The organism is Micromonospora sp. KLBMP9576, from assembly GCF_050941805.1.
Classification (GTDB): Bacteria; Actinomycetota; Actinomycetes; order Mycobacteriales; family Micromonosporaceae; genus Micromonospora.
The window spans coordinates 2,165,221-2,179,832 of sequence record NZ_CP194567.1; the positions used below are offsets into that span (position 1 = coordinate 2,165,221).

The window sequence follows — 14,612 nt, forward strand, 5'->3', positions numbered from 1 at the left end:
CGGGCCGCCGGGTCCGCGGACGCCGGGCGCGCGAGGTCAGGGTTTGGCGGCGCGGTACCAGTCGGCGGCGCCGGGGTGCAGCGGCAGCGGGGCGGTGGCGATGGCCGAGCGGGGACTCATCCGGCCGGCGGCCGGATGCGCGGCGGCCAACTCCTGGCGGCGTTCCATCAGCAGCCGGGTCACCTCCCGGATCAGCGGCGCCGGCAGGTCGGCCCGGACGATCAGGAAGTTCGGGTTGGCCACCGTGGTCACCGGGTCGGTGCCGTATACGGAGCGGGGGATGTCGCGGGAGACGTAGACCTCCGAGTTGCTGCCGCGCAGCGGCCCGGTCCATTCGCCGAGGTCGACGATGCGGGTCGCGCTGCGGTCCGCGAGCTGCCGCACCGCGCGGACGGGCAGCCCGCCGGAGAAGAAGAACGCGTCGATCGTGCCGGCCCGCAGCGCCGCGACCGAGTCGTCGAGGCCGAGGCGTTCCCGGTGCACCTGGTGGCCGCCCAGCCGGGCCACCTCGAGCAGCCGGACGGCGGTGATCTCGGTGCCGGACCCGGGCGCCCCCACTGACACCCGCCGTCCGCGCAGGTCGGCGAGCGTACGAACGGGACCGCCGACGGTGGTGACCAGGTGCAGCAGGTCGTCGTAGACCCGGGCGACCGCGACCACCGACGGCTGCGCGTCCGGCGCCGCCGGCAGCACGTCGGCCTGGGTGAATCCCAGCTCGGCCTCGCCGGCGCCGACCAGCCGGACGTTCTCCGCCGAGGCGGCGGTGACCACCACGCTGGCCCGTACGTCCGGCAGTTCCCGGTTGAGGATGGTGGCCAGCGACTGCCCGAAGGCGTGGTAGACGGCCGTCGGGCTGCCGGTCGCGATCCGGATCCGCACCGGCGGTTCGGGTGGGTCCTGGCAGCCGGCGAGGCCGGGCGACGTCACAAGCAGCAGCAGCGCCAGCAGCGCCGGTGGACGGGCGGGGCGCGGACGGACACGGCGGAACCGGGTGCGACTCACGCGCTGCACTCTGCGCCGCCCGGGCCGCCGCCGCAACCCTCCGCCCACCGGTCGGGCCGGGTGGGCGGTGGTGCCGCGGCCGGGCCGGGTACGGCGGCGGTCGGTCCGCCGCCTCAGCCGACGATCACGCCCGGTCGGGCACGCGGCCGGCGGGACCCAGCGCGGTGCTGTGCAGGATCCGCTCACGGTGCGGGCCGTCGGCGACGCAGACCAGGTAGCAACCGGTGCCCGGGCGCAGCAGCGCCGGAACGTCGAGCAGGGCGGCCCCGCGCACCAGGATGGCGGCCAGCTCCCGGTCGGTGATGCGCACGCCCAGGATGTGCCGGCGGACGTGCCGTCCGCCGGCGAGCAGCGCCGCCCGCCAGGCCGCCGCGGCCAGCCGGGGCCGGCCCGCCCGCCGTACGGCCGACGCGCCCAGGGTCGGCCCGCCCAGCAGCTCGCGCCGGCCCTGCCGCCAACCGGCGTCCAGCGTCCGCGCGTACGCCGGCCGGTGCGGGTGCGAAACGGAGAGCCGGTGCAGCTCGTAGCGGCGGCGCAGCCCGCCGACGGTCACCTCGTGCTCGGCGGGGACGTCGAGGCGGCCGAGCAGTTGCCGCATCCGGTGCGCCGCCTCCTCCCGGTTGAACTCCACCGACGGGGGACGGTGCTCCGGCACCAGGCGGCGGGCGCCGGCGCCCGCCGGCAGGGGCGTGCAGCGCAGCAGGCAGGCGGCCTCGAACGCGTCGGTCAGGGTCGACCAGTCCAGCGGCGGCGGGGTCGGGGGCAGGCGCGGCCGGTCGAGCAGGATCTGTTCGGTTGCCAACTCAGGCACTCCTTGTCGGCGTGGGGGTCCCACCACCGTGGCCTGTCGACGCCGACGGGGAAAGCGATCCGCCCCAGCCTTGAGGAAAACTTGCGCTGGCACCTACAGCTGCGTGACGACCACGTCGACCTGGCGTGGCCGGCCGGGCGGGGTGGGCTGCTCCAGCACCGGATACTTCAGGTCGCGCAGCGCGCTCAGCAGTTCGTCGGCCGTACGCGGCCGGGCGCCCGCCGTCAGCAGGTCGCGTACCAGCCGGCCCTTGGTGGCCTTGTTGAAGTGGCTCACCACCGACCGGACGGGCACCCCGTCGACGTCGCGTTCGTGCAGCACCCGGACGGTCACCGTGCGGGCGGCCACCTCGCCGCGGGGCGCCCAGGTGGCCGCGTACGCGCCGGAGCGCAGGTCGAGCACCGGCCCGTCGCCGGCCGCGGCGACCATCGCCGGTGCGAGCGCCCGCCGCCAGTACGCCGACAGCGCGCCCACGCCCGGCAGCTTCGCCCCGATGGGGCACCGGTACGGCGGGATCCGGTCGGTGAGGCGTACCGCGCCCCAGAGCCCCGAGCTGACCAGCACCGACCGGCTCGCGGTCCGCTGCGCGGTCGCCGGGAGCGAGGCCAGGTCCAGTGCCTCGTAGAGCACCCCGGTGTAGACGCGTCCGGCGGGTGCCGTGGCCGCCGCCCGCAGTCGGGCGTTGCGCCGCAGCTCGCCGCGCTGGCCCACGCCGAGCCCCAGCGCCGCCAGGGCCGCCTCGTCGTCGCCGAGCGCGACCAGCGCCGTCAGCACCTCGTCCCGGGCCCCGGTCAGCTCCGGCAGGGAGAGCCGGGCGAGGTCCAGCCGCCGGCCGGTGCCGGCGTCGGCCTTGCCCTCGGAGGGCGGCAGCAGGATGAGCATCGGTGGACTCCTCGACGGGGCTCGGCGCGGCGGGCGCGCGCCGGTCCGGCCAGCGTACGGGCCGCACCTACCGCCACGGCCGCACCGGCGTCCGGGGGTGGTACACGCGATACCCGCCGACCTCGGCGACCAGTGCGGCGTCGGCCCGGTCGCCCAGCAGGGCCCGCAGCCGGCGCTCCGCCGCGGAACCCGCCTCCAGCACGTACCCGGGCCGGTCGGCCCGCCCCACCTGACGCCAGTACGCGCGGTAGCGGTTCTGCCCGGGGGCCAGTCCGTCGTCGAGCACCCCGCACACCACCTCCTCGGCGGTGTTGAAGATCAGCCGGTTGCAGGTCCAGTAGTCCCCGTAGACCTCGCGGGGACCGTCCGCGCGCAGTCGCTCGGCCAGCTCGCGGGCCTGCCGCTCCTCGACCCGGGACGCCTCGGAGCCGGTGCCGGCGAACAGCACGGTGACCACCAGCGTGGTCGCGGCCAGCGCGGCGAGCACGGCGGTGGCCAGCGCGCCGGCCAGCCGGCCGAGGACACCCACCGTGCCCCGCCAGCAGGCGACCGCCGCCACCCAGAGCGGCCAGAGCACCGCCGGCAGGGAGAGCTGGAGCACCGACAGGTAGCGGGCGTTCTCGAGGGGGCTGGTGGCGGCGAGCGGGCTGCGCACGTACGACAGCAGGGTCAGCGCCGCGCCGACGACGAGGGCGAGGTGCACCACGGGGGCGACCCGCTCCCCGCGCGGGACGGGCCCGGCCCGGCGGTACGCGCGGACGGCGAGCGCGGCGGCGAGGAGCAGCAGCACCGGATAGAGCAGCCCGAACCAGCCCTGCCAGCGGGCGCAGCCGTCCACCGGGCAGAGGCCGGCGGCGAGCGGCACCCCCTCCAGCAGCCCGCCGTCCAGCCGCCGCGACCACGACGGCGTCGGTCCGGCCTTGGTGCTGATCTCACGGAACACCGACAGCGAGTCCTCGCCGGGCGGGGCGACGAGGTTGTCCCGGATCATCGGGGCGATCCCGACGGCGAACCCGGCCAGCAGCAGCGGCCCGGCCCAGCCGAGCAACTCCCGGCGGGCCACCCACGCCAGCGTCAGTGCGGCCACCGCCAGGTACGGCAGGATCAGCCAGTCCGACCAGACGGCCACGCCAGCGAGCAGCCCGAACGCGCCGATGGCCAGGCGGCGGTGCCGCACCCTGTCGCGGGCGAGTCCCACCGCGATCAGCAGCATCAGCAGCACCGCGACCTTGACCTCCGGGCGGCCCCCGACCACGGTGAGCTGGTCCCGGACCACCCGCTCCCCGCCGAGCGCCAGGAGGCCGACGATCCCGGCGGCGAACCAGGGCGAGCAGATGCGTCGGGTCAGCCGGTGGATCAGCCAGAGGAACAGGGCGTAGAGCAGCAGCAGCGGCAGGCGCAGCAGCGGCCAGCTCGGCCCGGCGACCGCGATCAGCGGCGCGGCCAGGTATGACTCCAGCACCCCCATGTAGCGCTGCCCGTAGAGGAAGACCGGCAGCTCGCGGCCCTGCGCGATGTGCAGCGCGGCCAGCCCGAACGTGGCCTCGTCGCTGTTGGAGACGGGCACCGTGCGCAGGGTCAGCACCAACCGGTAGCCGACCCCGGCGAGCCCGAACAGCAGCGCGACGAGCGCCGGCCGGTCGAGCCGTGGGCGCCACCGCCCACCCCTGCACACTGGTTGCGACACGACCAACGCCCCCGTCGTCGTCCCGACCGGAGTGTGTCACGTGTCGTGGGCCGGGCGGGGCGGATCGGCGCAGCCGCCGTAGGTGAAGATCGCCTCACGTGGCCGACGTGGCCTGGTTGTGGCAGGGTTGCTGACGTGTCACCCACTCCCGCCGGCCAGTTGGCCGTACCGAACCTGCACCGGGCCGCGCGGGTCGAGGACGCCCTGCACTCGCTGGTCGAGCGCCGGTTGCGGCGCACCGGCTGGCGGACGAACGTCATCGCGTACACCGGCTACGGGGCGCCCGGCTGGGTGCGGGTGATGTGTCGGGTGCTGCTGGGGCGGCCGGACACCCGCCAGCGGGGCCGGCTGGAGAAGGTGCGCGGGTGGCGCAGCTTCACGACCCTGCCCGCCAAGCATGTCACGGTGAGCATCGAGGCCGGCGGGGTGTGCCACGAGGCGCGGGCCGACCGCAGCGGCTTCGTCGACGCCGTCGTCGAGGCGAACCTGCCGCCCGGTTGGGGTTCGGTGCGGATCAGCCTGCCGGACGCGGAGCCGGTCGAGGCGCCGGTGCGCATCCTCGACCCGGAGGTGCGTTTCGGCGTCCTCTCCGACATCGACGACACGGTCATGGTCACCGCCCTGCCCCGCCCGATGCTCGCCGCGTGGAACACCTTCGTCCTCGACGAGCACGCCCGCAACGCGGTGCCGGGCATGGCGGTGCTCTACGAGCGGCTGGTCACCGCGCATCCCGGCGCCCCGGTCTTCTATCTCTCCACCGGCGCCTGGAACGTGGCGCCGACGCTGACCCGGTTCCTGTCCCGGCACCTCTACCCGGCCGGGCCGCTGCTGTTGACCGACTGGGGGCCGACCGCCGACCGCTGGTTCCGCAGCGGACGCGAGCACAAGCGGGTCACCCTGGCCCGGCTGGCCAGGGAGTTTCCCGACGTGAAGTGGCTGCTGGTCGGCGACGACGGCCAGCACGACCCGGAAATCTACCGCGAGTTCGCCGCCGCCCATCCGCAGAACGTGGCGGGGGTGGCGATCCGCCGGTTGTCGCCGACGCAGGCGGTACTGGCCGGCGGTCTGCCCGCCGCGGCCGGTGAGTCGTCGGCGGGGCCGGTGGGGCAGAAGTGGCTCTCCGCCCCGGACGGCGCGGGGCTGTGGAAGCTGCTGCGCGACGCCGGCCTGGTCTGATCCCACCGGCCCGGTCTGATCCCGCCGGCCGCGGCGGTTGCTCGGGTCTCAGGCCAACCAGCGGCCGTCGCGCATGAGTTCGCGACCCGGCAGTTCGTTCTCCTCCCGCCACGCCAGGATCCGCCGCGGGGCCACCCGGTGTCCTCCTGTCGACGGCGGTGACGGCCGCTCGGGCCCGGTGTCGCGGCCCGCACTCCCGGCGCTGCCGCCCGGGCAGGATGACACGTGAAGCGGGGTGCAGCTCAACCCCGCCGACGCCCCCGGCACCACGTCCTTTCGCGCGATCGCAGCCTTCGGTCACGCAGCGTGCTCGGTGGCGGCTCGCAACCACACCGCACCCCGCTCCCTTTGCTCTGCACCCGCCCACGCACCGGTTGCGCAGCGTGTGCGGTGCGCATATGGCTGCAGAGCAAAGGGAGCGGGAAGGTGGTGGGGCGGTTCGCGCCGGCGGCCCCAAAGTTCCTGTTCAGCGCGCCGCGAAGGTGAAGAGCCGAGGCCCCGAGGGCTGCCGAGGGAAAGGTCGATCACTCAAGGTAAGGGAGCGCCCCGGCGGGCGCGGGCAGGGCAGCTTCACTATGAGTTACTGCTTGCTGGCACCCAATAGTCCCGGTATTGTGTGTCGCATGATAGCGGCCGATCCGGGGGCCTCCGCCGACGGCGACAGGCAGACGCAGTTGCTGCGCGGCGCCCTCGACATGTGCCTGCTCGCGCTGCTCGCGACGCGGGCGACGCACGGCTACGAACTGGTCCGTCGGCTCGAAGCCGTCGGCTTCGAGGGCGTCGGCTACGGCACGATCTACCCGCTGCTGACCCGGATGCGGCGGCTGGGTCTCGTCGCGGACGAACTGCAGGCCAGCCCGACGGGGCCACAGCGCAAGGTCTACGCGCTCACCACCAACGGTGAGGAGCGGCTGCGCGCGTGGCGGTGCCAGTGGATGCGGTTCGTCAACACCGTCGACACCGCCCTGGCCGAGGCGGACACCAGCACCGACAGCGCAAGGAGTTGAGCGTGGACGTGATCGACGAGGCGGTGGCGACGGCCGAGCGGGAGTGGCGTGCCTACGGCGTCGGCCGCCCGGATCGGGCGGTGCTCGCCGCCGATCTCCGACTGGAACTGGAGTCGGCCGCGGCTGACGGCGTCACTCCGGAACAACTCCTCGGCACCGACCTGCGCGGCCTCGCCCGGCGGCTGGCGGACGAGGCCGCGGTGTCGCGCGTCCCACCGGAGTACGCCCGCGTGGTGCAGACAGCCCTGGCGGGTGCGGCGCTCGGCGCCTGCGTCGGCGCGCTCGTTCTCGTGCTCGGCTACCCACTCCTGGTGGCGTGGCTCGACGTGCCACGCGGATTCCGCATGCCGCTCGTGCTGGCGGTCCTCCTCTATTACGGCACCGCGGCGGCGATAGCCGTCGGCGGCGCGGTCGTCGCGGTGCGGACGCGACTGGGCGACCTGCCGAGGATCCGGCACACCGCGAACGCCATGCTGGTGTTGCTGCCGCTCGCCGGCCCGGTCGTCACGCCGATCGTCATGGGGCTCGCCGGCGTGTTCGGCTACAGCACCAACCCCCTCGTCGTGGCCGGCGAGGTGGCACTCGTCGTCGCGGCCGTGGCCGGCGCCACGCTCCTGGCCCGCAAGTGGTCCCTGCGCGACGGCGGCGGTCTCCGGGCGCCTGTCACGACCTGACGCCGGTCGGTGAAAGTCGTGAAGGATACTTGCGTAATGGCTCGACGCCGTTGAATATATTTTCGTGCGCAGAGATTATGGTCGATTCATTTCCGGGCTGGCGCTGGTAGCGGCGCTGGCGCTCGGCGCGGCCGTCCCCACGGCCGCCCCCGCCTCCCCACCCAGCACGCCGGACACTGTGCCGGTCGCCGCGCAGGCGGCCTGCGTGACCGATCCGGCCACCCCGAAACGGCAGTTCCGGGGCATGTGGATGGCGAGCGTGGCCAACATCGACTGGCCCAGCCGCACCGGGCTCACGCCGGCCGCCCAGCAGGCCGAGTACCGGGGCTGGCTCGACCTGGCCAAGCAGCGGCGCATGAATGCCGTCGTCGTGCAGATCCGCCCGACCGCCGACGCGTTCTGGCCGTCGACCTACGAGCCCTGGTCGCACTGGCTCACCGGCACCCAGGGTGCCAACCCCGGCTACGACCCCCTGGCCTTCATGGTGGCCGAGGCGCACGCCCGCGACCTGGAGTTCCACGCCTGGTTCAACCCGTACCGGGTCGCCACCCACACCGACCTCACCAAGCTGGCCGCCAGCCACCCCGCCCGTAAGAACCCCGGCTGGGCCCTCGCCTACAACGGGCAGCTCTACTACAACCCCGGCATCCCCGCCGTCCGGGCCTTCGTGCAGAACGCGATGATGGACGCCGTCAGCCGCTACGACATCGACGCGGTGCACTGGGACGACTACTTCTACCCCTACCCGGGCAGCGGTGGGGGCTTCCCCGACCAGGCCACCTTCGCCCAGTACGGTGCCGGGTTCAGCACCATCGGCGACTGGCGGCGCAACAACGTCAACCTGCTGGTCCAGGAGATGCACAACCGGATCCAGGCGGTCAAGCCGTGGGTGAAGCTCGGCGTGAGCCCGTTCGGCATCTGGCGCAACGCCGGCACCGACCCGCTGGGCTCCCGCACCACCGGCCTCCAGTCGTACGATGCGATCTACGCCGACACCCGCCGCTGGGTCAAGCAGGGCTGGATCGACTACATCGCCCCGCAGATCTACTGGCACATCGGCCACCCCTCGGCCGACTACGCGGAGCTGGTCCGCTGGTGGTCCGAGACCGTCACCGGCACCGACGTGCAGTTGCTCGTGGGGCAGGCCACCTACCGCGCCGGGGCGTCCGGGCAGGACGCCGCCTGGCAGGACCCGGCCGAGCTGACCGACCACCTGACGTTGAACCGCGCCTACCCGCGGGTCGTCGGCGACATCCACTTCAGCGCCAAGGACGTCCGCGCCGACCGGATCGGCGCGGTCTCCCGGGTGATGACCGACCACTACCGTCGGCCCGCGTTGGCGCCGGCCGGGGTGGGCGGTGCCGCACCCGCCGCGCCGAACCTCACCTCGGCGGTGCGCGGCTCCGGCGGCGTGACCCTGAACTGGCAGCGCGGCGCGACCGGCGGCACGGCCGCGTACGCGGTGTACCGGCTGCCCGGCAGCGGCACGGTCGATCCCTGTGACCTGGCCGACGCCCGCAACCTGCTCGGCACGGTCCGCGCCTCGGGCACCACCGGTACGTTCACCGACACCACCGCCGCGGCCGGCTCGACGTACCGCTACCTGGTGACCGGCCTGGACCGGCTGCACCACGAGAGCGCCGCCAGCAACGCGCGGACGGTCACCGGCACCGGCGGCACCTTCAGCGTGATCGTGGACAACGCCACCGCCGGTGGCTTCACCGCCGCCGACACCTGGGGCCAGTCGTCCTACCTCGCGACCCGGTACGGCGCCAACTACCGGTTCGCGCAGCCGCAGGCGGTCAGCGACCCGGCATGGTTCACCGCGACCCTGCCCGCGGCCGGCTCGTACCGGGTCGAGGTCTGGTACCCGGCCGACCCCGGCTACAACAGCGCCACGCCCCACCTGGTGGCGACGGCGAACGGGACGGTGACGGCCAAGGTCGACCAGCGCACCGGCGGCGGGCAGTGGCGGGTGCTGGGCACCTACGACTTCGCCGCCGGCACGCGCCAGGTCGTCGGGGTCAGCCGCTGGACCAGCACGACCGGGTACGTCGTCGCGGACGCCGTCCGGATCACCCGCCTCTGAGCGCGCCGTTCCCCGGGGCGTTGCGGGCCCCGGGGAACGGTCGGTTCAGTCGCGCCGCAGCCAGAGCACGCCGAGCGGCGGCACCCGCAGCGCCACCGACGCGGGCATACCGTGCCAGGGCGCGTCCTCGGCGTGCACGGCGCCGAGGTTGCCCACGCCCGAGCCGCCGTAGTGGTGGGCGTCGGTGTTGAGCACCTCCGCCCAGGTGCCGCCGGCCGGCAGCCCGATCCGGTAGTCCTCCAGCGGCCGGGCGGAGAAGTTCGCCACGCAGACCAGGGTCGCGCCGTCGGGGGCGATCCGGACGAACGAGACGGTGTTGTTGGCGACGTCGTCGCCGGCGATCCAGCGGAAGCCGGCCGGCTCGGTGTCCTGCGCCCACAGCGCGGGGGTGTCCCGGTAGACGCGGTTCAGGTCGGCGACGAGGCGCTGCACGCCGGCCCGGGCCGGGTCGTGCAGCAGGTACCAGTCGAGGCCCCGCTCCTCGCTCCACTCCCGGTCGTCGGCCAGCTCGCAGCCCATGAAGAGCAACTGCTTGCCCGGGTGCGCCCACATGTACGCCAGCAGGGCGCGCACGTTCGCCAGCCGCTGCCAGGTGTCGCCGGGCATCTTGGCCGCGAGGGAGCCCTTGCCGTGCACCACCTCGTCGTGGCTGATCGGCAGCACGTAGTTCTCGCTCCAGGCGTACGCCAGGGAGAAGGTGAGCTGGTGGTGGTGGTGCTGCCGGTGCACCGGGTCCTTCGAGGTGTAGAGCAGGGTGTCGTGCATCCAGCCCATGTTCCACTTGAACCCGAAGCCCAGCCCGCCGTCGGCCGTGGCGCGGGTGACCCCCGGCCAGGCGGTCGACTCCTCGGCGATCATCACCACCCCGGCGTGGTGCTTGTAGACGGTGGCGTTGGCCTCCTGCATGAAGGCGATGGCCTCCAGGTTCTCCCGGCCGCCGTGCCGGTTCGGCACCCACTGCCCCTCGGGTCGGGAGTAGTCCAGGTAGAGCATCGAGGCGACGGCGTCCACCCGCAGCCCGTCGACGTGGAACTCGTCGCACCAGTAGAGGGCGTTGGCGACGAGGAAGTTTCGCACCTCGGGGCGGCCGAAGTCGAAGACGTACGTGCCCCAGTCGGGGTGCTCGCCGCGCCGCGGGTCGGGGTGCTCGTACAGGGGGGTGCCGTCGAAGCGGGCCAGGGCCCACTCGTCCTTCGGGAAGTGCGCCGGCACCCAGTCCAGGATCACGCCGATGCCGGCGGCGTGCAGGGCGTCCACCAGGTGGCGGAACTCGTCGGGGTCGCCGAAGCGGGACGTCGGCGCGTAGTAGCCGGTGACCTGGTAGCCCCAGGAGCCGCCGAACGGGTGCTCCATCACCGGCATGAACTCGACGTGCGTGAAGCCCAGCTCGGTCACGTACGCGGTGAGCTGCTCGGCCAGTTCCCGGTAGCCCAGGCCCGGCCGCCACGAGCCGAGGTGCACCTCGTACGCGCTCATGGGCTCCTGGTGCGGCTGCCGCCGCGCCCGCCGCGCCAACCAGTCGGCGTCGCCCCACTCGTACGTCGAGTGGTGCACCACCGAGGCGGTGGCCGGCGGCACCTCCGCGTACGCCGCCAGGGGGTCGGCCTTGTCCCGCCAGTGGCCGTCGGCGCCGAGGACGCGGTATTTGTAGCGGGCGCCGGCCCGCGCGTCGGGGACGAACAGCTCCCACACGCCGCTGCCGCCGAGCGAGCGCATCGGCCAGCCGTCGTCGGGTGCCCAGCCGGCGAAGTCCCCGACCACGCGCACGCCGCGCGCGTTCGGCGCCCAGACGGTGAACGCCACGCCCTCGTCGAAGACCCGGGCGCCGAGCGCCTCCCAGAGCCGCTCGTGGCGGCCCTCGCCGATGAGGTGCAGGTCCAGCTCGCCGAGGGTGGGCGGGTAGCGGTACGGGTCGTCGCGCAGGTGGCCGTCGACCTCGACACGGTAGTCGACCACCTCGCCCGCGACCGCCGCCTCGAACACCCCGACGTCGTGTACCCGCCGCATCGGGTGCCGCCCGCCGTCGACGACGAGGGTGACGTCGGTGGCGCCCCGCCGCAGCGTCCGCACGACCGTGCGCCCGTCGGCCGGGTGCGCGCCGAGCAGGGCGTGCGGGTCGTGCGTGGCGCCGGCGATCAGCTGGTCCATCGGGTGTCGTCCTTCTGGGCGGGAGCGGTGGGGGCGGTGCCGCCCGAGAGATCGTCGGGAACGTTCTCGACGGTCAGGTCCGGGGCCGCCGACGCCGGCGCCGGGCCGGTGCCGCCGTCGGGCCGACGCAGGGTCAGCACGTGCGCCGGTTGCAGGTACGGGTCGAGGCGCACGGCGTTGCGCTGCCCCCAGTCGTAGCTGGCCCCGGTCAGCTCGTCGCGCACGGTGAACCGGTCGTGCCAGTCGAGGCCGAGCGCGGGCATGTCCAGCGTCGTGTTGCCCCACTGCACGCTCTGCGAGTCGAACGAGCAGACCACCAGCACCGTGTTGCCGGTGTCCGGGTCGTGCTTGGACCAGCAGAGCAGCGCCGGGTTGTCGATCTCGTGGAAGACCAGGTTGCGCAGGTGGTGCAGGGCGGGGTTGTCCCGGCGTACCCGGTTGAGGGTGGCGATGAACGGGGCCAGCGAGCGGCCGTGTGCCTGCGCGCCGGCCCAGTCGCGGGGGCGCAGCTCGTACTTCTCGTTGTCGAGGTACTCCTCCGCGCCGGGGCGGGCGACGTGCTCGAAGAGCTCGTAGCCGGCGTACATGCCCCAGGAGGGGGAGAGCAGCGCGGCCAGCACCGCCCGGATCTTGAACATCGGCGGGCCGCCGTGCTGCAACGAGGAGTGCAGGATGTCGGGTGTGTTCGGCCAGAAGTTCGGCCGCATGTGGTCGGCGGAGGCGACCAGCTCCTCGCAGTACGCCCGCATCTCGGCGGCCGTCGTGCGCCAGGTGAAGTAGGTGTACGACTGCGTGAAGCCGATCTTGCCCAGCCCGTGCATGATCGCCGGCCGGGTGAACGCCTCGGCGAGGAAGAGCACGTCCGGCTCGACCCGCTTCACCTCGGTGATCAGCCAGTGCCAGAAGTCGAACGGCTTGGTGTGCGGGTTGTCCACCCGGAAGATCCGGATGCCCTCGCCGACCCAGTGCAGCACGACCCGCAGCACCTCGGCGCGGATGCCGTCGGGGTCGTTGTCGAAGTTGACCGGGTAGATGTCCTGGTACTTCTTCGGCGGGTTCTCCGCGTACGCGATGCTGCCGTCGGCCCGGGTCGTGAACCACTCCGGGTGCTCGGTGACCCACGGGTGGTCCGGCGCGCACTGCAACGCCAGGTCCAGGGCCACCTCCAGGCCCTGCTCGGCGGCGGCGGCGACGAAGTCGCGGAAGTCCTCCGGCGTACCCAGATCGGGGTGGATGGCGTCGTGGCCGCCCTCGGCGGCGCCGATGGCCCACGGCGAGCCCACGTCGTCGGGCCCGGCGGTCAGCGCGTTGTTGGGACCCTTGCGGTTGACCCGCCCGATCGGGTGGATCGGCGGCAGGTAGAGCACGTCGAAGCCCATCGCGGCGACGCCCGGGAGGCGCTCGACGGCGGTGGCGAACGTGCCGGAGCGGGCCGGCGCGTCGACGGTGGCCGGGATCGCCCCCTCCGAGCGGGGGAAGAACTCGTACCAGGCGGAGAAGAGCGCCCTGGGGCGGTCCACCCAGAGCCGGTGCTCCTCGCCGGTGGTGACCAGCTCGCGCACCGGGTGCGCCCAGAGCAACTCGGCCAGGCCGAGGGCCGCCTCGACCCGCCGGGGCAGCTCCCGCCGCTCGTCGACCAGCGCCGCCGCCGCCGACCGGACCCGGTCGGCCTCGCCGGCCGGCACGAGGTCGACGGCCGCCGTCAGCACGCGGACGCCCTCGGCCAGGTCGTTGGCCAGCTCCGTCGCGCCCTGCCCGGCGGCGATCTTCTTGGTCACCGCGTTCTGCCACGTCAGGTAGGGGTCTGCGAACGCCTCGACGGCGAACACCCACTCGCCGACGGCGTCGGGGCGGATGGTGGCGTGCCACCGGTCCTGGCCGGGCTCGCCGGGGCGCATCCGGGTGAACGGCCGGGCCAGCCCGTCGGGGCCGAGCCAGACCACGTTGCAGCCGAGCGCGTCGTGGCCCTCGCGGTAGGCGCGGGCCGACACCGGCACCGCCTCGCCGACCACAGCCTTGGCCGGGTAGCGACCGCAGGAGACGACGGGGGAGACGTCTTCGATCGGGAACCGTCCAGTCACCCCGCCAACCTACTGCGCGAGATCCTTTCGCGCTCGATTGCGCCCTGCTTTGGCTGCGCCGCCCCGTCGGGTCAGCGCCGGGCCCGCCATTGCTTCGCGCGCCGCAGGTAGCGGAGCACCCCGGCGGGGCCGGTGGAGGCGGGCCAGTCGTCGGTGCGGAACCAGGCGTCGGATCCGCCGTCGAGGAAGATCACCGAACCGCAGAGGAAGTCGGCGGCCGGTGACAGCATGAACGCCACCCACTCGCCGACGTCCTTCGGCTCGCCCCGCCCGCCGATCGGCACGGCGAGCCCCTCGACGGCGTCCTTCTCGCCGCGCGCGATCTGCTCCTCGAGCAGGGGCGTGGCGATGATGCCGGGAGCGAGGACGTTGACCCGGATGCCGGCGCCGGCCCACTGCGGCGAGACGGCGCTGCGCCGCGCCCACCGGGTCACCGCCATCTTCGAGCTGGCGTACGCGAAGGGCGCCGAACGGCCGCGGAAACGCCCCACCACGCGCAGCGCCTTGTCGGGATCGCGCGCGAGCAGGGCCCGCACGGCGCTCTCCGGCACCATCGGGGTGAGCGTGGTGGAGTTCGAGCCGAACACCACGACCTTGCTGTTGCCGGCCGAGGCCAGCGCGGGCCGCCATGCCTCGAGCAGGTCCACGACGCCGAAGAAGTTGACCTGCTGTACGACCCGGTCCCGTCCCGGGATGCCGCCGAGCCCGGCGGCACAGACCGCGCCGTCGAGCCGGCCCCCGACGCGTTGCAGCACCTCGGACGCCGCCGCCGCGCGCCCCGCCGGCGTGGCCAGGTCGGCGATGACGTCGGCGTCGCGCAGGTCCACGCCGACGACGGTGTGCCCGTCGCCACGCAGCCGCTCGGCCGTGGCCCTGCCCATGCCCGAGGCGGCACCCGTCACCGCGTACGTACCCATGTCGGTTCCCTTCGACTTCGCCGTCAGCCGGCGCACCTGGCTGCCCCGTCTCGCCGGATGCTGGCACGTCGCGCCCCTCCTGGCTCGACAATCGCGGCAAATCGCCACGTGGCCGGTGCCGTGTGCGCGGCGGAAGGC

General features: G+C 74.0%; 11 protein-coding genes. 4 read left to right on the forward strand and 7 right to left on the reverse strand.

All coding sequences use genetic code 11. The features are described from left to right. Nucleotides 1-36: 36 nt before the first annotated feature. The 4 genes from ACQ452_RS09660 to ACQ452_RS09675 all read right to left on the reverse strand — a co-directional run bounded on the left by ACQ452_RS09660 (nucleotide 37) and on the right by ACQ452_RS09675 (nucleotide 4,382). Nucleotides 37-1,011, reverse strand: a complete 975-nt coding sequence (locus ACQ452_RS09660) for a TAXI family TRAP transporter solute-binding subunit (RefSeq protein WP_433392395.1) — start codon at nucleotides 1,009-1,011, stop codon at nucleotides 37-39. A gap of 115 nt (nucleotides 1,012-1,126) precedes the next feature. Beyond that, complete coding sequence (locus ACQ452_RS09665) at nucleotides 1,127-1,804, reverse strand: hypothetical protein (protein WP_433392397.1); 678 nt, start codon at nucleotides 1,802-1,804, stop codon at nucleotides 1,127-1,129. 102 nt (nucleotides 1,805-1,906) lie between these two features. Then, nucleotides 1,907-2,695, reverse strand: coding sequence for a peroxide stress protein YaaA (gene yaaA, locus ACQ452_RS09670; protein WP_433392399.1), 789 nt, complete (start codon nucleotides 2,693-2,695; stop codon nucleotides 1,907-1,909). A 67-nt stretch (nucleotides 2,696-2,762) separates the two neighbouring features. Further along, nucleotides 2,763-4,382 carry a hypothetical protein gene (locus tag ACQ452_RS09675; protein ID WP_433392400.1) on the reverse strand — a complete coding sequence of 540 codons (1,620 nt, stop codon included), beginning with the start codon at nucleotides 4,380-4,382 and terminating at the stop codon, nucleotides 2,763-2,765. A gap of 135 nt (nucleotides 4,383-4,517) precedes the next feature. Here ACQ452_RS09675 and ACQ452_RS09680 point away from each other — a divergent pair, with 135 nt between their 5' ends. The 4 genes from ACQ452_RS09680 to ACQ452_RS09695 all read left to right on the forward strand — a co-directional run bounded on the left by ACQ452_RS09680 (nucleotide 4,518) and on the right by ACQ452_RS09695 (nucleotide 9,328). Then, on the forward strand, nucleotides 4,518-5,558 hold the full coding sequence (locus tag ACQ452_RS09680) for an App1 family protein (RefSeq protein WP_433392402.1): 1,041 nt from the start codon (nucleotides 4,518-4,520) through the stop codon (nucleotides 5,556-5,558). 623 nt (nucleotides 5,559-6,181) lie between these two features. Further along, nucleotides 6,182-6,565 carry a PadR family transcriptional regulator gene (locus tag ACQ452_RS09685; protein WP_433392403.1) on the forward strand — a complete coding sequence of 128 codons (384 nt, stop codon included), beginning with the start codon at nucleotides 6,182-6,184 and terminating at the stop codon, nucleotides 6,563-6,565. 2 nt (nucleotides 6,566-6,567) lie between these two features. Then, nucleotides 6,568-7,239: a hypothetical protein gene (locus tag ACQ452_RS09690; RefSeq protein WP_433392405.1), complete on the forward strand. Its 672-nt coding sequence runs from the start codon at nucleotides 6,568-6,570 to the stop codon at nucleotides 7,237-7,239. Between the two features lie 64 nt (nucleotides 7,240-7,303). Then, nucleotides 7,304-9,328: a family 10 glycosylhydrolase gene (locus ACQ452_RS09695; protein ID WP_433392407.1), complete on the forward strand. Its 2,025-nt coding sequence runs from the start codon at nucleotides 7,304-7,306 to the stop codon at nucleotides 9,326-9,328. Nucleotides 9,329-9,373: 45 nt separating this feature from the next. On the opposite strand, the gene glgB is transcribed toward ACQ452_RS09695, so the two are convergent. The 3 genes from glgB to ACQ452_RS09710 all read right to left on the reverse strand — a co-directional run bounded on the left by glgB (nucleotide 9,374) and on the right by ACQ452_RS09710 (nucleotide 14,474). Beyond that, nucleotides 9,374-11,476 carry a 1,4-alpha-glucan branching protein GlgB gene (gene glgB / locus ACQ452_RS09700; RefSeq protein ID WP_433392408.1) on the reverse strand — a complete coding sequence of 701 codons (2,103 nt, stop codon included), beginning with the start codon at nucleotides 11,474-11,476 and terminating at the stop codon, nucleotides 9,374-9,376. Then, nucleotides 11,464-13,557, reverse strand: a complete 2,094-nt coding sequence (locus ACQ452_RS09705; protein ID WP_433392409.1) for a maltotransferase domain-containing protein — start codon at nucleotides 13,555-13,557, stop codon at nucleotides 11,464-11,466. Before ACQ452_RS09705 ends, glgB begins: the two co-directional genes overlap by 13 nt. Before the next feature lie 71 nt (nucleotides 13,558-13,628). Continuing rightward, nucleotides 13,629-14,474 (reverse strand): SDR family oxidoreductase, encoded by an 846-nt coding sequence (locus tag ACQ452_RS09710; protein ID WP_433392411.1) that lies wholly within the window; start codon nucleotides 14,472-14,474, stop codon nucleotides 13,629-13,631. Nucleotides 14,475-14,612 lie beyond the last annotated feature (138 nt).

Coding starts and splice junctions, on each gene's coding strand:
- yaaA (WP_433392399.1), bottom strand. CDS start 2,695: ATGCTCATCCTGCTGCCGCCCTCCGAGGGCAAGGCCGACGCCGGCACC.
- ACQ452_RS09685 (WP_433392403.1), top strand. CDS start 6,182: ATGATAGCGGCCGATCCGGGGGCCTCCGCCGACGGCGACAGGCAGACG.
- glgB (WP_433392408.1), bottom strand. CDS start 11,476: ATGGACCAGCTGATCGCCGGCGCCACGCACGACCCGCACGCCCTGCTC.
- ACQ452_RS09710 (WP_433392411.1), bottom strand. CDS start 14,474: ATGGGTACGTACGCGGTGACGGGTGCCGCCTCGGGCATGGGCAGGGCC.